The organism is Paenibacillus sp. R14(2021) (genome assembly GCF_019431355.1).
Lineage (GTDB): Bacteria > Bacillota > Bacilli > Paenibacillales > Paenibacillaceae > Paenibacillus_Z.
The window spans coordinates 4,870,139-4,895,283 of record NZ_CP080269.1; the positions used below are offsets into that span (position 1 = coordinate 4,870,139).

Annotated in this window: 18 protein-coding genes; 16 read left to right on the forward strand and 2 right to left on the reverse strand. The window is 54.8% G+C overall.

The window, feature by feature from the left end; genetic code table 11:
* Positions 1-91 precede the first annotated feature (91 nt).
* Entirely contained in the window at positions 92-2,746 is a 2,655-nt protein-coding gene (locus KXU80_RS22565) for a transglutaminase domain-containing protein (protein ID WP_219835404.1), read from the reverse strand.
* A gap of 123 nt (positions 2,747-2,869) precedes the next feature.
* On the opposite strand from KXU80_RS22565, the gene KXU80_RS22570 reads away from it, so the two are divergent.
* The 14 genes from KXU80_RS22570 (at position 2,870) to KXU80_RS22635 (ending at position 22,064) form a co-directional block, all read left to right on the forward strand.
* Positions 2,870-4,024 carry a GntR family transcriptional regulator gene (locus tag KXU80_RS22570; RefSeq protein ID WP_219835405.1) on the forward strand — a complete coding sequence of 385 codons (1,155 nt, stop codon included), beginning with the start codon at positions 2,870-2,872 and terminating at the stop codon, positions 4,022-4,024.
* Between the two features lie 481 nt (positions 4,025-4,505).
* A complete protein-coding gene (locus KXU80_RS22575; RefSeq protein ID WP_219835406.1) occupies positions 4,506-5,927 on the forward strand; it encodes an ABC transporter substrate-binding protein in 1,422 nt (473 codons plus the stop codon).
* A 94-nt stretch (positions 5,928-6,021) separates the two neighbouring features.
* Positions 6,022-8,976: an extracellular solute-binding protein gene (locus KXU80_RS22580; protein WP_219835407.1), complete on the forward strand. Its 2,955-nt coding sequence runs from the start codon at positions 6,022-6,024 to the stop codon at positions 8,974-8,976.
* An 85-nt stretch (positions 8,977-9,061) separates the two neighbouring features.
* Positions 9,062-9,964: a carbohydrate ABC transporter permease gene (locus tag KXU80_RS22585; RefSeq protein WP_219839175.1), complete on the forward strand. Its 903-nt coding sequence runs from the start codon at positions 9,062-9,064 to the stop codon at positions 9,962-9,964.
* Positions 9,965-9,969: 5 nt separating this feature from the next.
* A complete protein-coding gene (locus KXU80_RS22590) occupies positions 9,970-10,842 on the forward strand; it encodes a carbohydrate ABC transporter permease (RefSeq protein ID WP_219835408.1) in 873 nt (290 codons plus the stop codon).
* Between the two features lie 15 nt (positions 10,843-10,857).
* The gene (locus tag KXU80_RS22595; protein WP_219835409.1) at positions 10,858-12,918 is read left to right on the forward strand and encodes a YIP1 family protein; all 2,061 of its coding nucleotides are present in this window, start codon (positions 10,858-10,860) and stop codon (positions 12,916-12,918) included.
* Between the two features lie 24 nt (positions 12,919-12,942).
* Positions 12,943-15,555: a DUF5696 domain-containing protein gene (locus tag KXU80_RS22600; protein ID WP_219835410.1), complete on the forward strand. Its 2,613-nt coding sequence runs from the start codon at positions 12,943-12,945 to the stop codon at positions 15,553-15,555.
* A gap of 1 nt (position 15,556) precedes the next feature.
* Complete coding sequence (locus tag KXU80_RS22605; RefSeq protein WP_219835411.1) at positions 15,557-16,450, forward strand: carbohydrate ABC transporter permease; 894 nt, start codon at positions 15,557-15,559, stop codon at positions 16,448-16,450.
* A gap of 101 nt (positions 16,451-16,551) precedes the next feature.
* On the forward strand, positions 16,552-17,505 hold the full coding sequence (locus KXU80_RS22610) for a carbohydrate ABC transporter permease (RefSeq protein WP_258171113.1): 954 nt from the start codon (positions 16,552-16,554) through the stop codon (positions 17,503-17,505).
* Positions 17,506-17,536: 31 nt separating this feature from the next.
* Positions 17,537-18,565, forward strand: coding sequence for a family 20 glycosylhydrolase (locus KXU80_RS22615; protein WP_219835412.1), 1,029 nt, complete (start codon positions 17,537-17,539; stop codon positions 18,563-18,565).
* A gap of 2 nt (positions 18,566-18,567) precedes the next feature.
* Positions 18,568-19,350 (forward strand): copper homeostasis protein CutC, encoded by a 783-nt coding sequence (locus KXU80_RS22620; protein WP_219835413.1) that lies wholly within the window; start codon positions 18,568-18,570, stop codon positions 19,348-19,350.
* 291 nt (positions 19,351-19,641) lie between these two features.
* The gene (locus tag KXU80_RS22625) at positions 19,642-19,929 is read left to right on the forward strand and encodes a hypothetical protein (RefSeq protein ID WP_219835414.1); all 288 of its coding nucleotides are present in this window, start codon (positions 19,642-19,644) and stop codon (positions 19,927-19,929) included.
* Between the two features lie 251 nt (positions 19,930-20,180).
* A complete protein-coding gene (locus KXU80_RS22630) occupies positions 20,181-20,837 on the forward strand; it encodes a GntR family transcriptional regulator (protein WP_258171114.1) in 657 nt (218 codons plus the stop codon).
* Positions 20,838-20,894: 57 nt separating this feature from the next.
* A complete protein-coding gene (locus KXU80_RS22635; protein ID WP_219835416.1) occupies positions 20,895-22,064 on the forward strand; it encodes a helix-turn-helix domain-containing protein in 1,170 nt (389 codons plus the stop codon).
* An 86-nt stretch (positions 22,065-22,150) separates the two neighbouring features.
* On the opposite strand, the gene KXU80_RS22640 is transcribed toward KXU80_RS22635, so the two are convergent.
* Positions 22,151-23,053, reverse strand: coding sequence for an RraA family protein (locus KXU80_RS22640; RefSeq protein WP_219835417.1), 903 nt, complete (start codon positions 23,051-23,053; stop codon positions 22,151-22,153).
* A gap of 340 nt (positions 23,054-23,393) precedes the next feature.
* On the opposite strand from KXU80_RS22640, the gene KXU80_RS22645 reads away from it, so the two are divergent.
* Positions 23,394-24,311, forward strand: a complete 918-nt coding sequence (locus KXU80_RS22645) for a carbohydrate ABC transporter permease (RefSeq protein WP_219839177.1) — start codon at positions 23,394-23,396, stop codon at positions 24,309-24,311.
* Entirely contained in the window at positions 24,308-25,138 is an 831-nt protein-coding gene (locus KXU80_RS22650) for a carbohydrate ABC transporter permease (RefSeq protein ID WP_219835418.1), read from the forward strand. Before KXU80_RS22645 ends, KXU80_RS22650 begins: the two co-directional genes overlap by 4 nt.
* The last annotated feature ends 7 nt before the right edge of the window (positions 25,139-25,145 follow it).

Here is a 25,145-nt window from a genome sequence, read left to right on the forward strand (position 1 = left end):
AAAGGGTCAGGTTGAACGAAGAGGAAGATCAAAAAGATGCATCCCTCAGGATGCATCTTTTTGACGTTATCCGTGCGCGTAGCGCTCCGACCTACATTCTCCCAACCACATCCAGCACCTCGCGGCCGATCCCCAGCTTATACCCGGTCGAGAAGTAGCGAATCTGCCCCTTAGCGTCCAAGACAAACACGACGGGGAATGCCGCTGAAGGACGCTTATCCATATCGGAAGTGAGCGCATCCAGTCCGATGTACCCGGGATCCTTGTGAAAGGAAGCGTGCAGCGGCAGGGTCGTATCCCGGTCCAAAGTGAAGGAGGCTGTCAATTTATCCTCCCCGGCAGCCAGCAAGATCGGGCCGCCCCATGCATCGAAGGCGGGCGCCAGTTCTCTGAGCTCGCGCAGCAGATGCTTCGACGGCTCGCGATCGGGTTCGATCCAGGCCACAATCGCGCCATGCGTACCCGCTGCGAGGTCAAGCTGGACTTCAGGCGAGAACAGGGCGGTTGTCATCGCCGCCGCGCCTAAGACGGGAACCTCCTCCTCCTCCTCCCGGCGAAAGACCAACGCAACCTCCGTAGATTCCCCGGCTTTCACTTGGAAATAAGTCAGCCGCACCTTGGCCGTTCCGTCCTGCATTCTCGTTCCGGTGGTTAAACGGTAACGACCGCTCAGCACCTCTAGCGGAGAATCCCACCAGTCCTTCTTGCCGAATGGCAGCGTCAGCGTCTTGAACAGGCCGTCCTCCCAGCGCGCAAGGGTGAAGTTGTTGAAGTAGGCGGCTTCCTGCTCCTCCTCATTACCAGCTCTGACAAGTTGAATGAAGCCGAGCGATGAATCGGGAAACTCGGATAAAGCATTCAGCTCGGGTGAAGCCTTCGGCTCGGGCGAAGCCCCAAGCTCGAGAGAAGCTGCGGCTTCCGATACAGCAGTGAGCCGATAATCGATCCAAGCCCCATCCTGCCAATACTGCGGCCGGCGGTCGTTCGGATCAAGCCGGGCAGGAATGCCGACGCTTCTAGCCGCTGCCGTGAGCATAATATGCAGACTAAGCCGGTCGCCCTTGGCCAGCTCCAAGCTGCCGATCGGAGTCGCGGAGCCGTTAAAATAATTCATGTCCTCGATGACTTCGAATTCACCGGCAATCCGGTCGTACAGCGCCTGCGGATCCTCCCGGTATTGCATCTGCTCTTCCGGCGTGAAGCGCTGCTGAAACCGCTGCTTGTAAGGAACGATCATCTCGTAATGAATCCGCGGGCAGAGCAGATATGACGCAACGAAGTCGAGATCATGCGCATCAAGGAACGGCAGCGCGCCGTTCAGATGATCGTTTAGGGCTGGGCGGAGCGTATCTGTCAAATCCTTGACGTTCAGCGATTCCAGCAGCGTCAGCGGCCAATGTCCGTGCGCGGGCGATTGCTCCCGCAAGAACAAGGCAAGCTCATGGCTGTTTCCCCTCGCGCGGCTGATCACCGTCCATACCCGGTCTGCCGGCAATGACAGCTCCGCTGCAAGCCGGTTGGCGGCTTCCTCATTCATGAACGTCGCTTCATAGTCGGCGCGAATCCGCGCGCCTTCCTGTACGCGTTCCTGATTCCGCAGCTGCTCGTGCACGGGAACGTCCTCCTTGCCCAATTCGGCAGCAGGCGGCGGCACCATATCGAACGCTTGCACAAGCTCACTATCTCCGAGTCCAGCATTCAGCACGATCGTGAATTCATCCGCGTCAGCGGGGTGAATGACCATCGTATTCCAAGCCCCAGGGCCGGCGGCATGAACGAACAGATTGCCGAAGCCGGTTGTCAGAGATACCTGTCCGCTGGCATCGCTCTGCTTGGTGACAATGGTGGAGAGCTCAGCGAAGTTATACAGCTGGAAGCTGAGCTGAGCTTCGGCCGGCGTTCCGTCTGCGTGGACGACATGTACTTTAATGGTCTTGCTGGGGGCGTAATGGTTCAGCAAATTGATTTCGGTATACCAAGGATGGGCAAGGGTGATTTCTTCGGGACCGGGGTAATTGGAGGGCACCCGGGTGTTGACGAGCATCGCTCTGGCAGCCGGATCCTTGAACCAGCCCTGATCCAGGCGGGCTTCCGGCTCGCATGCGCCAAGAAAACGCCATGCATGCCCATCCCATGCTTCCACCCAGGCGTGATTAGAATCGCAATGCGCCCAGCGAGGCGTATAGCATTGTCTGGCAGGGATACCGAGACTGCGGAGCGCGGCGACAGCGAGGGTCGATTGTTCCCCGCATCGTCCGAGCGTGGTGCGCATTAAGGTCAGGGGAGAGACGGTGCGCGGATCATTGCCGACATAGGTGGCTCGTTCATGGCACCAGTAGTTCGTTTCGAGAATCGCTTCGGTCAATGACAGTCCTTGCACACGCCCGATTAGTTCCTGAAAGAGCAGCCCGCGGCTGTCCTCGATATTCTCGTTATTGACCCGATAGGGAAGGACAAAATGAACAAAGTGATGCTCGGGGATCGACATGCCCCAAGGCACCTGGCCGCGAATCAACAAGGTGGTACGAACATGGCTGAGGAATAATTCACCGCTATAATCGGCCAAATCATTCATGGGCATGTAAGCGTAGAGGAATTGAAGCAGAAAACGTTCTTCTTCGGACAGCGGCTCGTCGAACACATGGAAGAGCTGCGCATGTCTGGATTTTGCAAGCTGCTGCTTACGCTCAAATTTCTGTCGAACGGTTTCCCTCCAGGTTGAATCCAGTACAAGGCCGTTATTCATCGACATGATCGCTCCTTGATGAGATAGTAGGAAATTTGATATATTTAATTTGCATTATAATCTTGCAATTTGATATAATCAATGGAGAATGTGAAATATTGGAACGGACTGGAAGTGAGTTCTATGTCAGCCGAGAATAAGCCCTTGTACGTGGTGATCATGGAGGGACTTAAGGAGAAGATCAGCTCCGGCGAATATTCGCCCGACCAGCAGCTGCCGACGGAAGTCGAGTTGGCGGAGCAGTCCGGCGTCAGCCGCATCACGTCGAAACGGGCGTTGATCGAGCTGGAACGGGAAGGCTTGATCTATCGGATTAGAGGAAGCGGCAGCTACGTGAAGAAACAAGAGGGCTTTCCTGCGGAAGGTCCGGGACCGGCAGCGGGTCTGGTTAATTCGAATCGCATTATCTCCATGATCCTGCCTTATATGGCGACCAGCGAAGTAGACTCCATTAAAGGGGCTTCCGATTATCTCGATTCCAAGGGCTACTATTTAAGCATTCATGACAGCAATTGGAGCAAGGACAAGGAGAAGGATCTGCTGCTTAGAGTGCCGAAGAACGGCCCGAGCGGGATTATTTTGTATCCTATCAGCACGATCAGCAACGTTGACTTGATCCATGCGATCCATTGGAATGACTACCCGATCGTGACGATCGATCAATATTTCGATAGCTTGCCGATTACGAGCGTCGTTTCGGACAATTTCGAGGGCGGCTATATGACCGCGAACAAGCTGGTCGAGCTCGGCCATGAACGAATTGCTTTCGTATCCAGCATCAGTATTGAATTCCGCAGCTCTGTTCGAGACCGTTATCAAGGCTACTGCAAGGCGCTGAAGGATCACAAGATCCCGATCGATCCGACGATTGTGCTGACCGACTTCTATCGCGACGTCAAGCCCGCGAATGCGAAGGACTTCTATAGAGCCATGATCGCGCAGCTCATTCAGGCCGGCGTGACGGCTATACAGACCGAGCATGATCATCTTGCCGTCGATCTGCTTAAGAATGCGCTGGAAATGGGTCTTCGCGTACCGGAGCAGCTGTCGATCGTAGGCTTCGACGATCATATGATTGCCCGGCATGTTGAAGTGCCGCTTACGACGATTTCGCAGAACTACAACGAAATCGGCCGCATGGCTGCGGAATTGATCGTCCGTCAGATCGAACGGACAGATACCGCGCATCATCATGTGAAGGTGCCTGTCGGCTGGGTGGAACGCGACTCAACGGCTGCGCCGTCCGATATTTTGTCCATACAGGGACAGATCGGATAGCGTTTTTAAGCCAACTGTGCATACAATTATAGAGAATTAAGGGCCGCTAACCATGATGGTTAGTGGTCCTTTTTTACTATTGAGTATAAGTTACTTCAATATTTTTGAAATAAAGTATATTCTATATTTACAATAATTTGATGTCCGATTATAATAACTTTTATAAGCGATAGGCAAGGTATATCTAATTACATAAGGAGAAACGGTGAAGGCCGCATTCCGGCTGTGCAATCAAGCTTCAGCTTCCTTCTAGAGCAAGTCTTGCAGCAGGAGGGCGTTATCAGGCTCATTGATAACTGGATCGATTTTGTCCTTGGGTAGTATCGCTTATTTTTTCGTGTCAGGTTTGAAAGCGCATTCTTTCATTCGATCCAGATTGCGGCAAGGAGGGAGAAGCGGATTTGCTTTTGGGTTCCGCAGCCAAGAAACAGTCATAAGGTTTTTAAAATTTCGGTCCTAAACGGATGATGGGGGATTTTAAATGAACAAGTTCAAATGGCTCTCTTCGGTTCTTATCGCAACGACCGTGGTGGTTACGGCAGCAGGCTGTTCCAGCAATAAGACGGAAAACGCAGGCAATAACGCGGGCGCGGAAGAACCGGCCAAAGTGAATAACACGGCTGCCGCCAACGAGCCTGCCGCAGCAGAACCCGCTGCACCTGCAGAAAATCCCTACGACCTCAAAGGCGCTTCCATCAAGATCGGTGTCTGGTACGACGATGCGGACCCAAGAACAGTCAAAGAGAAAGGCCCTGCGGAAGAAGCGCAAATCAAGCTGATCGAAGCAGCGGAGAAGAAATATAACGCCAAAATCGAATTCGTGAAATTCGGCGACTACGGGAAATACGTGGAGAACTTCACGACGACGTCGCTTTCCGGAACGCCGTTCGCGGATATCGTTCGCCTCGAGCTCTTCTGGTCGTTCCCGCAGCTCGTCAATAAGGAGTTCATTCAACCTGTCGACGATTACCTGGACTTGTCCGATCCCAAATACATCGGCTGGATGAAAACCGGCGGCAGCTACAAGGGCAAGCAGTACGGCATGACGGATTCTTCGCCTTCCCCGTACGGCATGTTCTATAACAAGACGCTGGTGCAGAAGCTGGGTCTGCCGGATCCGTACGAGCTGCAGCAAAAAGGCGAATGGACATGGGAGAAATTCCGCGAGTTCGCCAAAGCAGGAACCAAAGACACGAACGGCGACGGAAAAACCGATGTATTCGGCGTTGCCGGCGCATACGGCAAAACGAAAGCCTTTGCCGAGCAGCTGGTGTATACGAACAAAGGCGCCTTGGATAAAGACGAGAACGGCGAGATCAAGTTCTCCTTGACGAGCGAGAACGCCACGCAAGCGCTGCAATTCGTATCGGATCTGTACAATACGGACAAATCGATCATGCAGCCTGTTCCGGAGGACGCGAGCAAAGAGTTCATCGCGGGCAAAGGCGTAATTTACGCCGGCTTCAGCTGGGAGCTTGGCGGTCTGATCGACAGCATGAAGGATCAGCAGCTTGGCTACGTGTTCTTCCCGAAAGGCCCGAAAGCCGATAAATACGTATCCTACACGCCATTCGGCAACATGTACATGGTGTCGAAGTATTCGAAGAATGCCGAAGTTGCCGTTAAAATCCTGGATGAAATCAGTCTGCACGACGAAGGCCGCAAATTGTCCGAGCAATCGTGGGAAACGGCTTACCCGAGCAAGGAGTCACTCGATACGCGCAAACAAATGGCCGACAATATTGAGTATATCTCTTACTACGGCATACCGGACGGCGAGAAGCTGTTCGAAGGCGTCGTGAAGGATATTACGTCAGGCAAAGTATCCCCGGCAACGGCAGTAGACAAAGTAAAACCGCAGTTCGAAGCCAATATCAACAAGCTGCTGCAGGACAGCAAATAAAAGATAGCATCTCTTGACAGGTACCCCTAATCGCCGTTTCAGTGTCACGGAAACGTTGGGATTAGGGGTACTGCTCAAGAGGAGGGGGAAACCAATGCGGCGAAAAGTGTCTGCTTTACTTCTGTTATCGGCTGCGGCTGTTGCGTACGTCGCCTTCTCCTTGCCCGGCAAGGCACCCCGCGATGCGGTGTCTGCGGATGTCGGCACTGTCGGCACTGCGGCAGGCCAGGAACGGACGGGAATGACGGGCGTGCTTAAAAAAGGCGGATACGAAGCGTATTTGGCTCAATACGACGATAAAGGAGCAACCGCGCAGGACGTCGTTATTGAAGGCGAGAATTACATAGAGGCTCAAGGGATGGAGCCGGCCGTGCTTGAACATTACAAGGGCAAGCCGGGCAAGGCGGTCCGAACCGGAGACTCCGGCACGATGACATGGACATTTGAGGTCAAGCAGGATGGCCTGTATAACATCGGGATGAGCTTGTATACGGAACCGGGCAAAGAATCCGATATCGAACGCGAGCTGCGGATCGACGGCGTTCTTCCGTTTGCCGAAGCGAGAAGCTTGACTTTCAATCGCATATGGACGAATGAGCATCAAACCTTTGACCGCGACGACCGCGGCAACGATCTGGCCCCTAATCAAGTGGAAGCGCCGATGTGGCAGGATACCCTTATTAAGGATGGCACGGGCTTTTACGAGAAGCCTTTTTTATTTCATTTCTCCCCAGGCAAGCATACCCTGTCGCTGACCTCGGTGAAGGAACCGCTGGTCATCGATCAATTGAAGCTGTCCACACCGCAAATCACGCCCTCTTATAAAGAAGCGGCGAGCAGGTATAAAGCAGAAGGCTACAAACCGGCCCAAGCGGTGTCCATTAAGCTGCAGGCCGAGCAGGCGCTGTACAAATCAACGCCGAATCTCTTGCCGTACAACGACCGTTCCAGTCCGGCGCTGGAGCCTTTTCATGTCTCGAAGCTGCGCAACAATGCAATGGGCGGCTGGGCGTGGAGACTTCCGGGCCAATGGATCGAATGGGAGATCGATGTGCCGCAGGATGCGCTGTACCAGATCGCGCTGAAGAGCCGGCAAAACTCGCTGCGCGGCATGTCCGCCTTGCGCACCATGTACATCGACGGGGAGCTGCCCTTCGAGGAGCTCCGCAATGTCGCGTTTCCGTACAGCTCGTCCTGGCAGATGAAGGTGATCGGCTCCGGCAAGGATGAGCCGTATTTATTTCATCTATCCAAGGGCAAGCACCGCATTCGTATGGAAGTGACGCTCGGCGGACTGGCGCCGATTCTGCGTTCGGTGGAGTCCAGCATCCTGGAGCTTAATGCGATGTACCGGCAAATTATCAGCTATACCGGAACCGTGCCCGATGCCTACCGCGATTACAATCTGGAGCAGCGGATTCCGACGATGACCGAGGTATTCCGCAAGCAGAGCGTTCAGCTCGCTTCCATTGCCAAACGGATGGAAGGAGCGGCTGGCGACGGCAATGAGCGTACCGCCATTATTAATAAGATTGCCTATCAATTAAACGATATGGCCGACAATCCGGAATCGGTTCCTTCGCGGATCGATGCCTTCAAGACCAATGTCGGCTCATTAGGTTCATGGATGCTTACGGTAAATGAACAGCCGGTTTCCCTGGACTATCTCATCGTCGGCACGCCGAACGACAAGCTTCCGGATCCGGAGGCAGGCGCATGGACCAAGTTCACCTCAAGCACGAAGGCGTTCCTAGCTTCCTTCTATGAGAATTACGACGACTTCTCCGGCGTGGATGAAGGCGGAGACAGCGTATCCGTCTGGGTCACTTCGGCACGGGATCAGGCGCAGGTAATCAAGCGGCTGGTGGACGATGACTTCACCGCCAAAACCGGCATCCACGTAAGTCTGAAGCTGGTTGGCGCAGACGTGCTTATTCCTTCGACGGTCGCGGGCAAAGGCCCGGATGTGGCGCTGCAGGTCGGCAATGACTTGCCGGTGAACTACGCAAGCCGCAGCGCGGTCGTGGACCTATCGAAATTCCCGGACTTCGAGCAGGTGCGGAAGCAGTTCAATCCGAGCGCGATGGTCCCTTACGAATATAACGGGAGCTATTACGCCCTGCCAGAGCAGCAGACGTTTCCGATGCTGTTTTACAGGACGGATATTCTGGAGGATGAGCTGCATCTGAAGGTGCCGCAAACCTGGGAGGATGTCTACGATATGCTGCCGACGCTGCAGAAGCATAACCTGCAGTTCGGTCTCCCGCAGAAGCCGCTCGATTCGCTGGGCAACGATCTGGTGACGACCAATATCGCCACGCTGCCGCCGAATCCCGCCATGGCGATGTTTCTGTTCCAGCATGGCGGACAGTTCTATAAGGACGGGGGAAAGGCCAGCGACTTGGATTCGGAGACGGCTATTCAGCAGTTCAAACAATGGACGGACTTCTACGTGAATTATAAAATTCCGATTGCCGTGGATTTCGCGAACCGGTTCCGGACGGGCGAGATGCCGATCGGGATCGTGGATTACACGATGTATAACAAGCTGAGCGTGTTTGCGCCGGAGATTAAAGGGCTCTGGTCCTTCGCCCCTGTTCCGGGAACGGACGCAGGCGACGGCACGATTCATCGCGAGGTGGGCAGCGGAGGATCGTCCACCGTCATGTTCAAGCATACGAAGAACAAGGATGCGGCTTGGGCGTTCATGAAGTGGTGGACCGGCACGGACACGCAGGTTGCCTTCGGTCGCCAAATGGAAATCCGGATGGGAGCGGCGGCCAGATATCCAACGGCTAACATGGAGGCGCTGGGAAGGCTACCTTGGCCGACCAAGGATTATCAGAAGCTGCAGGAGCAGATGCAGTGGGTGCAGGGGATTCCGGAAGTGCCGGGCGGCTACTTAACCGGACGCAATATCGATAATGCGTTCCGCAGAGTGGTGGTGCAAGGAGACGATCCACGTGAGACACTTGAGAATTACGTGCGCGCGATGGACGAGGAAATGACCTTGAAACGCAAAGAATTTAATCTTCCCTATGAGAAATGAGGGGCTTGATATGAAACAGCAGCTCGCAGAACGCCCCTTAGCAAGGGGGAAGGTACCAGGCAGCGCGGAGACGGGCACATGGCTGATGTCCAAATGGGCGCGCCTGTTCATCGAAGCGAAGAAAAACAAGCATGCTTATGTGCTGATGGCGCCTTATTTTATTATTTTCGGGACGTTTACGATTGTTCCGGTCCTGCTGTCGCTCGTGCTCAGCTTTACGAATTATAACCTGCTGGAAGCGCCCAAGTGGATCGGCTGGCAGAACTTCGCGCGGTTATTCGTGCAGGACGACATCTTCCTAATCGCGATTAAGAACACGTTCCTGTTCGCGGCCATTACCGGCCCGGTCAGCTACATGGCTTGTTTCCTGTTCGCGTGGCTCATCAACGAGCTGCAGCCGAAGCTGCGGGCCTTCCTGACGCTGGTGCTGTATGCGCCGTCGATTGCGGGCAATACGTACTTGATCTGGCAGCTGTTATTCGCGAGCGACTCGTACGGGTATGCCAATTCCTTCTTAATGAAGTGGGGCTTCATTCTGGAGCCGATTCAGTGGCTGCAGGATCCTCGCTTCGTGCTTGGCATCCTAATTCTCGTACAGCTGTGGCTCAGCTTGGGAACGGCATTCCTTGCCTTCATCGCCGGCTTGCAGAACGTGGACCGGACGCTGTATGAAGCGGGAAGCATCGACGGCATCCGCAATCGCTGGCAGGAGCTCTGGTTTATCACGCTGCCGGCCATGAGGCCGCAGTTGATGTTCGGAGCGGTAATCCAGATCTCATCGGCCTTCTCGGTCGCCGAAATTTCGATTTATCTGATCGGCTTTCCAAGCGTCGATTATTCCGCGCATACGATCGTCACGCATTTGGTGGATTACGGCTCCATCCGGTTCGAGATGGGCTATGCCTCGGCAATTGCCACCGTATTGTTTTCAATTATGCTTGGAGCGAATCTCTTGACGCAGAAGCTGCTGGCAAAAGTGGGTGATTAGAGAAAATGAGACTGTCATTGAAGCTGCCCCAACGACTGAACCGCTCGTGGACGGGAGATATTCTTCTGTTTCTGGTGCTGGCCGTGGTCGCCTGCTTTATGGCGCTGCCGCTTGTATTTACGATCAGCAACGCGTTCAAGCCGCTGGATGAAATCTTCTCGTTTCCGCCGAAGCTGTTCGTGCGCAACCCGACCTTCAAGAACTTCTCGGATCTGATCGGCATCTTCAGCGACTCCTGGGTACCGTTCTCCAGATACGTGTTCAATACGTTCTTTATTGCCATAGTCGGCACAGCAGGCCATGTGGTCATTGCGTCCGCAGCGGCGTACCCGCTTGCCAAGCTCACGTTTCCGGGCAAAAGGTTCCTGTTCGGGCTCGTGGTGCTCTCCCTGATGTTCACGTCTTACGTGACCCAGGTGCCGAACTACATGATCATTTCCATGCTGGGGCTCATTAACACGTTCTGGGCGATTCTGCTGCCGGCCTTCGGGATGACGCTGGGGCTCTATCTGATGAAGCAGTTCATGGAGCAAATTCCGGATGCGCTGCTGGAAGCCGCCAAGATCGACGGGGCTAGCGAGTACCGGATTTACTGGCAGATCGTGATGCCGATCGTGAAGCCGGCCTGGCTGACGCTTATTATTTTCTCCTTGCAGAATTTGTGGACGAACGGCTCCGTGACGAGCCATAAATACATTTACAGCGAGCAGCTGAAGACGGTTGACTACGTATTCGGGCAAATCGCAAACGGCGGCCTTGCAAGAACGGGCCCGGTAGCGGCTGTGACGCTGCTCATGATGCTTGTGCCGATCACCGTGTTCATCGTGACGCAGAGCAATATCATTCAGACGATGTCTACATCGGGTTTGAAGGAATAACAGGGGGAGCAGCAGATGAGAAGAATTATAGCCGCGTTATTTATCGTTATGCTCTTAATCGGTGCGGCCGCTCCTGTTACGGCTTCCGCAAGCGATACCTATAACTACTCCTATTGGGGGCATCCCGTCCCGTCGCCCAATCCCTATACGCTAGATAGAGTGATGGTCGGGGCGGACTGGAACGTCGGCTCGCTGTCGTCGCCGCAGGATGTGTTCGTCGGTCAGGATAAGCAGGTGTATATCGCCGATACGGGAAATAACCGGATCATCGTGCTGAATGAACAGCTGCAGGCTGAGGCGGTTATTCAGGGCTTCGATAACAACGGCAAGAAGGACGGCTTCAATCAGCCGGAGGGCGTGTTCAGCGATCCGGAAGGCCATATCTATGTGGCGGATACCCAGAACCGCCGTCTTGTCGAATTGGATGACAAGGGCGGACTGCTCCGAATCGTGAAGGAGCCGCAGTCGACGCTGCTGCGCGAAGGCTTCCAATATACCCCCGTTAAGGTAGCAGTAGATAAAGCGCAGCGGATTTACGTCGTTACCCGCGGGTCTTACGAGGGCATTATGGAGTTTGACGCGGATGGCGGCTTTAACGGATTTATCGGGACGAACCGCGTGAAGTTCAGTCCGGTGGATCTGTTCTGGAAGCGGATTTCGACCAAAGCGCAGCGCCAGCAGATGGAGCAGTTCATTCCGCTCGAATTCAACAATCTGGATATCGATGGAGACGGCTTTATTTATACGTCAACGTCGGAAGAAAATTCCGACCGGCCGATCAAGCGTCTGAATCCATCGGGCGTGGATATTTTGCGCAGCAAAGGGTATTTCCCGCCTAAGGGAGATAACGGAACGCTCGAAACGGGCAGCTCGCCCGGCAGTTCGATATTCGTTGACGTAATCGCGGATACGGGCGGCATGTTCAGCGCACTGGATGCCAAGCGGGGACGGATATTCACCTACGATAAGGATGGCAATCTGCTTTACGAATTCGGCGGGCTGGGGAGCCAGCAGAGCAACTTCCGCACGCCCTCCGCCATTGAGATACTCGGCGACCGCATGCTGGTGCTGGATAAGGATAACAACCGGCTGTCGCTCTTCAAGCCGACCCGTTACGGAACCGAGATCCGCGAAGCGGTGAGCTCGCTCTACGGCGGCAAGACGGAGCAGTCGGCCGCCGCTTGGAAGCAGGTGCTGCAGTTCAACGGCAACTTCGACGTCGCCTATATCGGCATCGGCAAGTCCCTGCTCAAGAAGGGCGATAACCGCGAAGCGATGACCTATTTCAAGCTGGGCAATAACCGGGAGTACTACTCGGAGGCGTTCAAGCGGTACCGGAAGGACGTCGTCCTGCAGCATTTTGGCACACTGGTGCTCGTCGCCGCGCTGCTGGCGGCCTGCTTGATCACAGCCGTGAAGCTCAGCGGCCGGATGAAGGCCAAGGGACAGTACTATCAGGAATTCGGCGTCATTCGCAACCCGTTCTACACGATGCTGCATCCCTTTAACGGATTTTGGGAGATGAAATACGAGCATAAAGGCAGAATCAAGGTCGCCCTCGGCATTGTGGCCGCGCTTGTCATTGCCGCAATCATCAAGCGGCAGTACAGCGGGTTTGTCGTTAATTTCAATAACCCTGAGCAGTTGAATAGCTTGAATGAGCTGAAGTTCATCGTGCTTCCGTTCCTGCTGTGGTGCGTGGCAAACTGGTCGCTCACAACGCTGATGGACGGCGAAGGGAAGTTCAAGGAAATCGTCATGGCGACAGCCTATGCACTGCTGCCGCTCGTTATCATCTATCTACCGCAAACGCTGTACAGCAATATGATTACCGGCGGGGAAACCGCCTTCTATTACCTGTTGGATGCGATCGCGATGCTGTGGTTCGTCTGGCTGCTCTTCACGGGCACGATGACGGTGCATCAATATTCCGCCGGCAAGACGCTCGTGACGATGCTGCTCACACTGCTTGTCATGGGAATCATCATTTTCCTGGGCGTCCTATTCTTCAGCATGCTTCAGCAGATGATCAGCTTCGCGATATCCATCTATAAGGAAATTTCATTCCGGGTGTAAAAGGCAGGAAAGGAGGGATCCACCTTGGCTGAGAAGAAGAGAAGGGCCGCGGTTATCCTTTGCGCAGCATGCTTGATCGGCGGCATGATCGGAATCGGAATGGGGTCTGTCGGCTACGGGGAACAGGGAGCTGACAACGGGCGGGCAAGCGACGGCAGCGGGCCGCCGGCGCTGCAGACCGAGAAAGGGGCTTCGCAGGCAGCGGCTTTGCGGCTGCCCGCAGCGAAGGGACAGCACGAGCCTCCGTCAGCGAACACGCCGCAGGAAATTCAGGCGCTGGTTGCCATGGAGAAGGCCGCCGAGAATGATACGCTGCAGCTGTACGTGAATCGAGCCACGGCCGAAATCGCCGTCAAGGATAAGCGCGACGGTTATAGCTGGTTCTCGAATCCCCCTGGGCGGGAAGCGGATCCCAAAGCTTCGCCGCTGTACAAGTCGGAGCTGTCCTCGCAGGTATTGGTCACCTATTATAACGATAAAGGGCAGGTCAATACGTTCAACAGCTACGACGACAGCGTGGCGAAGAAGCAATTCGACATCTCGGCGAAGGATAACGGGCTGAAGGTGGTTTACCATATCGGCAATATCGCCAAGGGCTACGCCAACATTCCGAAAGCGATCAGCAAGGAACGGTTCCAGACACAAATCCTGGACCGGATTCAGGATAAGGACACGCGCGAGGATGTGGCGTTCAAGTTCAGCCTCGATGAAGAGAAGCAAATCTATACCGTCCGCAAGCTGCAGGATTACGTGGCGGAGGAGATATCCGCCACGCTGGAGAAGGCGGGCTACACGGCCGAAGAAGCCGCGCGCGACAATAAGGAGAACGGAGCCGGCGATGCGTCCGAAACCGCGAACGCGGAGTTCACCGTGCCTGTGGAATATACGCTGGACGGTGAGCACTTGGTCGTATCGGTTCCAGGCAAGGAGCTGGCTTACAACAAGGCCTATCCGCTCGCAACCGTGCAGGTGCTCAAATTCTTCGGCGCGGCGGGCACGGACAAATCCGGTTACCTGTTCGTTCCCGACGGCTCGGGAGCGCTAATCCATCTGAACAGCGGCAAGCAGCAAGCAGAGCCGTACAGCTTGCCCGTATACGGCAATGACGGCTCCTTCGACGTGAAGGAGCATATCCAAACCAATGAAATCACAAGACTCCCGGTGTTCGGCATGAAGCAGAACGACCATGCAATGCTTGGGATTATCGAAGACGGCGACGCGTTGGCAGGCATCACGGCGGACGTGAGCGGACGCAACGATTCCTACAACGCGGTCAGCAGCAAATTTCAAGTGGCGGCGATGGATTTTTACACGCTGACCTCGGGCACGAAGACGAGCGCCGTGCCGATGTTTCAGAGCCAAACCTACGAAGGCAGCCTGAAGCTCAGGTATGCGTTCTTATCTGGAGCGGCCGCGAATTACGTCGGCATGGCGGAGCAGTACCGGACCTATTTGGCCGGTAAATATCAGTTGAAGCCGCTTGACGATGCGGAGGAAGCGCCGTTTATTCTGGAGCTGGACGGGGCGTTTCGCAAGCGCAAATCCTTCCTCGGCATTCCGTATCCGTCCACGGAATCCTTAACGAGCTTCGACGAGGCGCAGACTCTGCTGAAGCAGCTCAAGCAAGCCGGTGTCGACAAGATCGATCTGCGTTACGTCGGCTGGTTTAACGGCGGCATCAATCATTCGTCCCCGTCCTCTATCAGCATAACGGGCGCGCTGGGCGGCAGCAGCGGATTCCGGGATCTGACCGCTTACGCGAAGCAGAACGGAATCGGCTTCTATCCGGATGTGGCTTTTCTGGAGAAGTATAAAGGAGCTGCCGGAGCGGCAACGTTCTTGGACCGCAGCAAAGCGGCCGTTTATCGGTACGATCCGGTGATGTACGCCAAGGATACGGAGCGGTTCTCGCATTACATTCTATCGCCCGCGGTACTGCCTAAGCAGGTGGACCGTTTTCTGTCGGACTATGCGGATACGGGGAACAAGGGCTTGTCCTTGCGCGATATGGGGAATGAAGTGAATTCGGACTTTGACCCTGGAAAGACGGTGAACAGGCAGGATGCGCTGCGGACCATCGCGAAGCAGACGAGCAAGCTGAAGCAGCAGGCGGGCTCGCTGATGGTGAACGGCGGCAACGCCTACAGCCTGCCGTACGCCGATGTGATTGTCAACGCGCCGGTGCGCAGCAGCCGTATGAACATTACGGATGAGGACATTCCATTCTATCAGATTGCCCTTCACGGTTATTACGATTTGGCGGGTGCTCCGTTTAACATGGATGAGCTTCAGAATCCGAGACTGTCCATGCTTCAAGGGCTGGAGACCGGTTCGAACGTCTTCTACCAATGGTATTACAGTGATTCTACCAAGGTGAAGGATACCGACTATAACGACTTGTACGGGCTCGGCTACCGCAGCTGGTTCGATGAAGCGGTGAAGCTCTATAACGAGAGCAAGACCGTTCTCGGCAGCGTGCGCAATCAGATGATCGTCAAGCACGAGAAGCTGGCACCCGGCATCGTCCAGACGACATTCGGGAACGGGACGACCATCACGATTAACTACAATCATACAGCGGTAGCGGTGAACGGCTTACAAATCGAGGCCGAGGGCTACCGGGTAGGCGGTGAATAAGATGTTAAGGAAACCATTGACCTTGACGCAGAAGAAGGCTTGGTTCGGGGTGCTGTTCGTATCGCCGCTCCTACTGGGCATGGTCATGCTGTTCATATTGCCGCTTATTCAATCCTTTCGTTTCAGCCTAAGCTCCATTCATTTGGTGGAAGGCGGCTTCGCGGTCAATTACGAAGGCTTCAAGAATTACGGCAACCTGTTCACGACGAATCCAAATTTCCCTCGGAAACTTACGGAATCCATCACGAACATGGTTGTCAACGTGCCGATTATCATCATCTTCAGTTTGTTTGCCGCTGTACTGCTGAACCAGAAGTTCGCCGGACGCGCGATGGCGCGAGCCATCTTCTTCCTGCCCGTCATTCTTGCGTCGGCGGCGATCGCGAACCTCGACATCAGCAGCTTTGTCGGGGGCTCGGCTCCTTCCGGCGGAGGAGAGGACAGCGGGAATCTGATGCAGAGCTTCGAGCTGAAGAAGATGATGCTGGACTCCGGCCTTGCTCCCGTGTTCGTCAATTACATTACGGGCGCGGTGGACCGGATTTATGAAATCATCAGCTCCTCCGGCGTGCAAATTCTCATCTTCCTTGCAGGGCTGCAGTCAATCTCGCCGTCCCTGTACGAATCATCGCGGATCGAAGGGGCCACCGGTTACGAAATCTTCTGGAAAATCACGTTTCCGATGATGACGCCCTTGATTCTCACGAATACGGTCTATTCCATTATCGACTCGTTCAATCACAATACGATCAATGCGCTAATCTCGGAAACGGCATTCAAATCGTTCGAATTCGGCCAAAGCGCCGCCATGTCCTGGGTGTACTTCCTGCTGGTCGCCTTCATTCTGGCTGTGTCCACGACGCTGATTTCGCGAAAGGTCTTCTATTACGATTGACCGAATGGTCGGAATTGGCCAATCTGTTTGCGCTTCGGTATGCGTGCCGAAGGTAGTCTCATGATGGCTCGCCGAATTGGCAAATAGAGGAGGAAACGCCCATGAAATCGCCTGCTGCTTATGCGGAGATGCTCCATGCCAAGTACAATCCGCTCGAGAAATCCAAGCAATGGCTGTGGAAAATCGTACGCGCCGTCCTGGTTGCCGGCTTTTGCTTTAGTATTCTGTTTCCGCTGTTCCTTCGATTGTCGGTTGCCTTCCGCAGCAAGGTGGACATTTACGATCCGACCGTGCTCTGGATTCCGAGACATTTCACCTTGGATAATATCAAAATCGCGATGGAAGCCACGCATTATTTCTCGACGCTGCTGAACACGTTTCTGATCTCGGCAGGCACGACGCTCGTTCAGCTGGCGACCTGCGCGCTTGCGGCGTACGCTTTTGCAAGGTTGAAGTTCAAAGGCAGCGGCTTGCTCTTCGGCCTAGTCGTCTTCACGATCGTCGTTCCGCCGCAGACGATTATGATACCGCTCTACTTGACGTATCGTTACTTTGATTTATTCGGCCTGGTGGGGCTGTTCTCAAACAGGTCGAGCTTCAATCTGATCGATACATTCTGGCCGTTCCTCATCTCCTCCGCGACCGGAATGGGACTGAAGAACGGGCTGTATATCTTTATCTTCCGGCAGTTCTTCCGGGGCATTCCGAAGGAAATCGAAGAAGCGGCGCTCGTGGACGGAGCGGGGATTTTCAAAACGTTCTATCGCATCATGCTGCCGAATGCCATGCCCGCAATCGTGACGGTCGTCTTGTTTTCCTTCGTGTGGCAGTGGAACGACAGCTATTACGTATCCCTCTTCTTCAGCAAAGTAAAGGTGCTTTCCACGCAGCTGATGGATATGGGCTCGGTGCTCGGCAAGGAGCCGGATCTGGTCTACCAGTCCATGCTGCTAAACACCGGCGTGCTTCTGTTAACCGCGCCGCTCATTGTCATGTATTTCTTCGTGCAGCGGTATTTCGTCGAAGGCGTAGAACGGACAGGTCTTGTAGGATAAGGCGGTTTACATCAGGAGGGAGAGGGTAGGGATGAATAAGGAATGGGGCCTGCGCGGCTTTCATATGCGGTTTGGATCTCACGAGGACGTGGATGCGTTAAAACGAGTCATTACCGAGGCACTGATGCCGATGGGCGTAAATGTGCTGATTCTGGAAGTGAATACGAATTTTCAATTCAGCTCCCATCCGGAGGTGTCCGGCGGAACGCTGACTCGCCAGGATGCGCGGGAGCTGTCGGCGTTGTGCCGGGAAGGCGGAATCCGTCTGATTCCGCTGTTCGATTGCCTGGGTCACCAAGGCTGGGGCGGCGCTAGAAATTCGCTGCTGCGCGCGCATCCCGAATTCGACGAAACGCCTCATGTTTCTACGGACGCGAAGTGGCCGGATTTCTACTGCCCGAGCTGGTGTCCGTCGCACCCGGACGTGAACGCGCTTGTGTTCGACCTCATGGATGAGCTGGTGGACGCGTTCGAGGCGGATGCGCTTCATGTAGGGATGGACGAGGTGTTCGCGATCGCGGACGAAGGCTGCCCCCGCTGCCGCGGGAAGAACAAAGCGGAGCTGTTCGCGAAAGCGGCCAACGACTATTACGAGCATGTCGTCCGCAAACGCGGGCTCCAGATGCTGATGTGGGCCGACCGGCTGATAGATTCGGAAGGGCTGGGCTATTCGGAGTGGGAGGGCGATATCTACGGCATTTGGCCAGCCGTGGACCTTATTCCGAAGGATATCGTGCTGTGTGACTGGCATTACGACAAGCTGGACGCCTATCCGTCGGTAGGCCATTTACTAGATAAGGGGTTTACGGTATGGCCTTCCAGCTGGAAGACACCGGAGGCCGCTCTTGATTTCTTCGACCAGTCTGTTCGGCAGGCAGAGGAACGGGGAGCGCTGGCGAGAATGCCGGGCATGCTCGTGACAGGTTGGAATGCGACCGGAGCCAAGCTGGTGACGGCTCTCTTCGGCGAAGGGGATCTGGGAGAGGACGAAGGCGATATCGCCGGCATAGCGCGTACGCTCGGCATCGTCATGGAACGACTCCGGAAGGCAGGAGAGTAAGCATGGTGCTGGAAGTCATTGCAACGACGGCTGAAGAGGCGAGAATCGCCGAGGCTGCGGGAGCGGATCGTATCGAGTTAATCGCTGCGATAGAGGAAGGCGGTTTAACGCCAAGTCTGGCTGTCGTTGAAGAAGCTGCAGGCTCGACTACGATTCCGATTCGGGTCATGGTTCGGCCGCACAGCCGGAGCTTCGAGATGTCGCCCTATGATATACGCGTCATGTGCAACGATATCGGGGCCATCCGTAAGACGGGCGCGGCAGGAATCGTGCTCGGCTCGCTGACGGCTGACGGCATCGTGGACGAAGACAATCTTCGCCGCCTGCTGGATGTTGCCGGCGACCTCGCCGTCACGTTCCACCGGGCATTCGACGATGTGCGGGATCAGGCGGAAGCGCTTGAGGTGCTGAGCCGTTACCCGCAGATAAGAACCGTCCTAACCTCCGGAGGCATGTACAGCGCGCTGGATGCGGAGGCAGAGCTCGGCAGGCTGGTTCGGCTTGCGCAGAATACTCATCTTACGATTCTTGCCGGCAGCGGCCTAACGATTCAATCGCTGGAATCTTTCGTCAGGAATACCGGCGTCCGCGAGGTTCATATGGGTTCAGGCGTCCGCATGAGCGGCTTTCAGAACAACGCATTGGACCCTGCTCGAATCAGGCAAGCAAGGGAGCTGCTGGACCGCTTGGAGCCGGAGGAGGAGATTGAGCGCGGTGAGCGGCTTGGAGATGAGCCGCAGGCCGCTGGCGCCGATTGCGGTCATGAAAGGGCAGCGGACATCTGATCGGACGCAATCAAACCGCGTTCAAGCTGCGCCGTTAGCAGCGCCTCACCTAACCTGCCATGCGGGGCAGCAGCGCAAAACCTTGCTACGGCATAGGTTTCAAGCGCGGAAAACCCGTCAAAGATAGACAGATAGGTATTGCTAAATGAAGCATCGTCATGGTAACGTGAAGGGTGGACTTCGAAACGTTATCGAAGCCGGTTTCAATAGAGGAACGGCTTAGGTAGATGATGTATACCATACTGTCCGATCAAATAGTCTAGGGGTGAGCGTCTGAGAAAGCAAAAGCCAATGCCATTCGATGAATTGCTGAAGGAATTACAAGGGCAGAAGACGGCGCAAGAGGATCCGAACAATGTGCCGCTCGAGCAGCTGTTTAACGCATCGTTTATGAAGAAATATTCCAGATTGGAGAGCTTCGCGGCATTTCTGGAGAAAGGTCAGTTCCAAGTCGACACGCGGGATGACATCCGGAATATTCCGGAAGAGCTGTTCGACCGCCATATTGCCAGAGAGACGGACTTTGCGAACTGGAATGCCATGCTGGAGACGGCAACTAAGGAGCTTGGCAAGGCATAGCAGCTTCGGTCACGAACGATGATATAGGATAAATACGAGGATCGAATCATAGCCGAGCGAGGCGCAGGGTTGTCCTGCATTCGCTCGGCTATTCGTTTGCCCTCTGTCGCTGTAAGGTCTTTCGGCGCAAGTGCGCAGATCTCCGCGGCCTGACAAAAATCAACAAAATAAACCGTTGTCGCTGCCAGCAGCAGCCCCTATAATAAAGCTACACACAACATTATCGATAATCGATAATGTTGAAAGGAGCAGTGGGCGCCATACGCAGCAGCCAGGTCGATTATCCGATTAACTCGATTAGCGAACATGTCTATAAGGATCTGAAGCGGGATATTCTCTCGGGAGATCTCCAGCCGGGTACCCGGCTTATCGTCACTGAGATTGCCGGGAATTATAAGATCAGCCAAGCACCCGTGCGCGAGGCCTTGGAGCGGTTGAAGCAGGAAGGCCTTATTGTCGGCATTCCCAACAAGGGCTCGGTCGTATCGACGATTACGGCCAAGGAAATCAAGGATATTTACGTCCTTCGTGAAATTATCGAAGGGTTTGCCGTCCGGCAGTCGATGCCGCTGTTAACGGAAGCGGATTACAGCTATTTGCAAGGCATTATCAGCGAGATGGACATCGCCAATAAACAAAATGAAATGCTGCGTATTTTGGAGCTGGACATGGATTTTCACGGTTTCTTCTATAAACGCTGCGACAATCAGGCCGTCCTGGAGCTGTGGAACCATATGCGCACCAAGGTGATGCGGTTCATGGCAATCAGCAATCGCCACTATACGACCGAAGTGCTGGCTGACTGGCATCTCCTGCTCATCGATGCCCTGCGTTCGGGCGATGCGGATGCGGCGGAGGCCGCGTTTATCGGACATATGCATGCCTATAAGATGATTGACCTTGACTAGTGACAGGATAGCGTCATGCACCTGGGTAGACATCCTTTCATAAAGGGGAGATGGAGCATGTTAAGCGATGAGCTGCTGTTTAAAGACGATGTGATCTTGACGTGGATGAGAGACCGGTTTCTTCAGGATCTCGTCCTCGGGCGCAAGCAGAAGAGCCTGAATGTGAAGGAAAGCTTATCCCGCTTGAATTTGAATCCCTATTTTACGTATCCGGCGCTGGCGCTGCTGGAGCCAATCTCCCCTTGTGCGGAGGAGCACGAGAAACTCCTTCATATGGAGAAAATACGGGATTACCTGCAGCAGCAGACGGCGAGCGGCAGCGTCGTGTTCATAGATGACAAGAACCGGATAGGCCTGCTGTTCTCATGGGTATCCAAGGTGTTCCTAGAGGACATCCAGCACTTGCTGAGCGCGCAGTTCAGCTTGCCGGTCAATATTGGCGTAGGCAAGCCGTGCAGCCAGCTGTGCGACGTGAACCAATCGTACAAACAGGCTTCGCGCGCGCTGCAAAACAAATTTTATAACGGTACGGGCAAAATCATTTATTACAGCGAGCTTCCCCGCTATGCGGCCCTCGGCGACTATCCGGCGGACAAGGAAGCCCTGCTGCTTGATGCCTTGAAGGCGGCCGACTCCCCGTCAGAGATCGAGGAAGCCGTCGACGTCTTCTATAATACGCTGCTTGAGCAGGGCCCCATCGACATCAAAGCGGTGTACGAGCTGACGGCTCGCCTGCTGATTGGAACGGAGAAGAAGCTGCTTGCCAGCAGCAATCTTGTGACCGCTTACGAGAAGATCGAGGTCATGTCCATCGTCAAGATGCAGACGCTGCAGGAGATTAAGGCGTATGTCGGCCGTTTCTTGCTCGGTTTGAAGGACGTCATGGCCCCTGATCAGAAAGAAAGCCATCGCAGCATCATCAAGAAAACCATCCACCATATGAAGCAGGATTGCCAGGTCGTTTCGCTGCAAAGCGCGGCGCAGAAGGTCTATATGACGCCGACGTACTTAAGTCTGCTCTTTAAGCTGAACACGGGCAAAACTTTCATCGATCACCTGACCGAAATCCGGATCGACAAGGCCAAGGAACTGCTTGGCAGCACGCATTACAAGAATTACGAGGTCGCCGAGCAGGTCGGCTACCAAGATCCGCGATATTTCAGTCAAATCTTCAAGAAGAAGGTCGGCTTGTCTCCGACGCAGTACCGCGAGTCGGTTGGCCAGTAACGAATATAATAAAAAGGACTTTGGAGGCGGGAGACCCGCTCGTCCAAAGTCCTTTTTTACTTACGCAGGCGGCTGGCCGCGCCAGGTTACAGGCGAACGTCATAGCCGCTGCCGCCGTCTGTTTTCGCCGCCTCCGCTAGCTCGCTCTCCCATGTTAAGTGACGGTAGTCCCTCGCGGCTGGATCGCTGTCGAACCAGCCTACGAAGTCGCTCCACAGGGCCGTGTTCCAAGCCGCATCGATCTGAGCCGTCGAGTAGACGCCTTCCTTGAGGCGAACGAAGCCGAAGATGTCGCGGACCTGGGACTTCTCCGCTTGTACAACCGTAAGCTCAGCGAGATGGGGAGGGATGAAGATCACGCCGGCTGGGGTGCCGAGCACGATATCCCCCGGCAGGCAGATCGCCCGGCCGATCCGCGTCGGCACGTTCATGCCCGCCATCGTCACATCCGCAATCGCCGTAGGGTCGCTTCCCCGGTAATACACATTGATATCCTCGATTTCAACAATCTGCTGGTTGTCGCGAACGCCGCCCCAGATGACCGCGCCTCCGCGTTTGGTACGGGTGGATATTGCGGTACTCAAATTGCCCCCTACATACGTTCCGAGGTGAACCTTGTCGAACATATCGACAACGACGACGTCATCTTCGACGAGCGAGTCGATGACCCACTGATTGAAGAAGCCCTTGCGCCCTTCCTGCTCATGGCCGAGCTTCAGCAGCACGTCGTGCAAATCAGGACGCTTCGGCACCATGACGGCGGTTACCGCACGGCCGACCATGATCTTGTCCGGGTGAATGATTTTGAAATCGCCTTCAAATTGATAGGCATAGCCCCTATTCCAGAGCGGTCCCCACGCTTCTTCCAGGGTGATTTTTCGCATGCGCCGCAGCACATCCTCGGACACCTTCGGCCGGCCGTTCGGGAAACGCTCCCCTTCCCACTGGGGGGTGAGCTGGACGATATCTTCCGGATTGTCAAATTTCATTCGAGCACCTCTTCCGTCTAGTTTAGGCGATAATTGCGGTTGCTTGAGTCTATTGTTAGGGACATTGGAGCTTTTGTCGATGTGACGTTCTTAAGGCATTTCTGCGCGGCTGCATAATAAAACCGACCTTCCCGCCGCCGGATGCAGGGGCCAATGTTCAATCAAGCAGATCGTTTAATAAAACAAACAATTTCGTAAAATCGTCTCCTATGCTCATGAAACCGCTTTCGTATAGAGTAAAGAAGTGCCCGTTACAGCGCGCACTTCAAAAGGTTCATAAGGAGGAGATCCATGGGTGACAGCTGAAACGTTATCCCAAACACCCTATACGGAGACGGCGGTGGAAGCGCCCCTGCGTAAACGCAAAAGCAAGGGAGAAACCAATGCAGCCGGCTATCTGTTTATTGCCCCGTGGCTGATCGGATTTTTGCTTCTGACGTTATGGCCCATTGCGCAATCCTTCTATCTATCCTTCACGGAATACTCGCTGCTGGAAGCTCCTGTTTGGACAGGTACGGACAATTACGTCAACATCTTCACGAACGACTCGACCTTTACCAAATCGCTTGGCGTCACGTTCAGCTTCGTGCTCGTCTCGGTGCCGCTGAAGCTGTTCTTCTCGCTCATGGTCGCGATTGCCCTAAGCAGAAGCATCCGAGGGATGAATTTCTACCGCACGGCGATCTATTTTCCATCGCTCATCGGCGGCAGTATCGCGGTAGCCGCGCTGTGGCGCAACATGTTTGGGCTCGACGGCTACATCAACCAAGTGCTGGCCTGGTTCGGCATTCAAGGCGTGGGCTGGATCACCAATCCGGATACCTCGCTTGGGACGCTGATCCTGCTGAACACCTGGCAGTTCGGCTCCACGATGGTCATTTTCCTGGCCGGGCTGAAGCAAATTCCGCAGGAGTTGTACGAATCCGCTTCGGTCGACGGCGCAGGACGCATCCGCAAATTCTTCCGCATCACGCTTCCGATGCTCTCGCCGGTCATGTTCTTCAATTTGGTGCTCGGCATTATCGGCTCCTTCCAGACGTTCACTTCGGCCTTGATCATCACCAAAGGCGGCCCGATTAATTCCACGTACATGTATGCGCTGTTCCTCTACGAGAAGGCGTTTAAGCATTACCAAATGGGCTACGCCTCCGCGCTTGCCTGGATTCTGCTGGTCATCGTAGCCGTACTGACCGCCCTGAATTTTCTCGCTTCGCGCTACTGGGTATTCTACGAGTCGGATGGGGGGAAAGCCAAATGAGCACGATTCGGGGCAAATTGTCGAGTCATCTGTTCCTTGCCGCGTTCTCCCTGCTGATGCTTTATCCGGTGATCTGGTGGGTCGGCGCTTCGCTAAAGAAGACGGCAGAGCTTGGTCTGCCTACGCTGTGGCCGTCAACGCCGATGTGGGAGAACTACGACAAGGGCTGGCACTTCTCCGGCGATTATACCTTTGCGCATTTCTTCGGCAACACGCTCCTGATGGAGCTCGGCAACGTAACCGGCGGCGTGCTGACCGCGGCGCTCGTGGCTTACGGCTTCGGCCGCTTGAACTTCAAGCTTCGGGGCTTCTGGTTCTCGATCCTGCTGATGACGATGATGCTGCCCGGTCAGGTTACCGTGGTGCCGCAGTATATTCTGTTCAACAAGCTGGGCTGGGTAGACAGCTATGTACCGCTGGTACTGCCCCATTTCTTCGGCGGCGGCGCCTTCTTCATCTTCCTTCTTGTCCAATTTATCCGGGGTATTCCCCGCGATCTGGACGAAGCGGCCAAGATTGACGGCGCTTCCGTGTACGGCATTTTCCTGCGGATTATATTCCCGCTCATTAAGCCCGCGCTGGTCACGGTCGCGATCTTTACCTTCATCTGGAGCTGGGACGATTTCTTCGCGCAAGTGCTGTACTTAAGCTCCGTCAACAAGTTTACCGTAGGGCTTGCGCTGCGCATGTTTATCGATCAGTTCGATATTCAATGGGGCCAGCTGCTTGCGATGTCCTTGCTGTCTATTCTGCCTTCCGCCATCATCTTCTTGTTTGCCCAGAAATATTTCGTGGAGGGGATTGCAACAACAGGCTTGAAAGGCTAGTCCGAAT

Coding starts and splice junctions, on each gene's coding strand:
- KXU80_RS22605 (WP_219835411.1), top strand. CDS start 15,557: ATGTTAAGGAAACCATTGACCTTGACGCAGAAGAAGGCTTGGTTCGGG.
- KXU80_RS22580 (WP_219835407.1), top strand. CDS start 6,022: ATGCGGCGAAAAGTGTCTGCTTTACTTCTGTTATCGGCTGCGGCTGTT.
- KXU80_RS22620 (WP_219835413.1), top strand. CDS start 18,568: ATGGTGCTGGAAGTCATTGCAACGACGGCTGAAGAGGCGAGAATCGCC.
- KXU80_RS22585 (WP_219839175.1), top strand. CDS start 9,062: ATGTCCAAATGGGCGCGCCTGTTCATCGAAGCGAAGAAAAACAAGCAT.
- KXU80_RS22625 (WP_219835414.1), top strand. CDS start 19,642: ATGCCATTCGATGAATTGCTGAAGGAATTACAAGGGCAGAAGACGGCG.
- KXU80_RS22635 (WP_219835416.1), top strand. CDS start 20,895: ATGTTAAGCGATGAGCTGCTGTTTAAAGACGATGTGATCTTGACGTGG.
- KXU80_RS22575 (WP_219835406.1), top strand. CDS start 4,506: ATGAACAAGTTCAAATGGCTCTCTTCGGTTCTTATCGCAACGACCGTG.
- KXU80_RS22640 (WP_219835417.1), bottom strand. CDS start 23,053: ATGAAATTTGACAATCCGGAAGATATCGTCCAGCTCACCCCCCAGTGG.
- KXU80_RS22565 (WP_219835404.1), bottom strand. CDS start 2,746: ATGAATAACGGCCTTGTACTGGATTCAACCTGGAGGGAAACCGTTCGA.
- KXU80_RS22590 (WP_219835408.1), top strand. CDS start 9,970: ATGAGACTGTCATTGAAGCTGCCCCAACGACTGAACCGCTCGTGGACG.
- KXU80_RS22570 (WP_219835405.1), top strand. CDS start 2,870: ATGTCAGCCGAGAATAAGCCCTTGTACGTGGTGATCATGGAGGGACTT.
- KXU80_RS22595 (WP_219835409.1), top strand. CDS start 10,858: ATGAGAAGAATTATAGCCGCGTTATTTATCGTTATGCTCTTAATCGGT.
- KXU80_RS22610 (WP_258171113.1), top strand. CDS start 16,552: ATGAAATCGCCTGCTGCTTATGCGGAGATGCTCCATGCCAAGTACAAT.
- KXU80_RS22615 (WP_219835412.1), top strand. CDS start 17,537: ATGAATAAGGAATGGGGCCTGCGCGGCTTTCATATGCGGTTTGGATCT.
- KXU80_RS22650 (WP_219835418.1), top strand. CDS start 24,308: ATGAGCACGATTCGGGGCAAATTGTCGAGTCATCTGTTCCTTGCCGCG.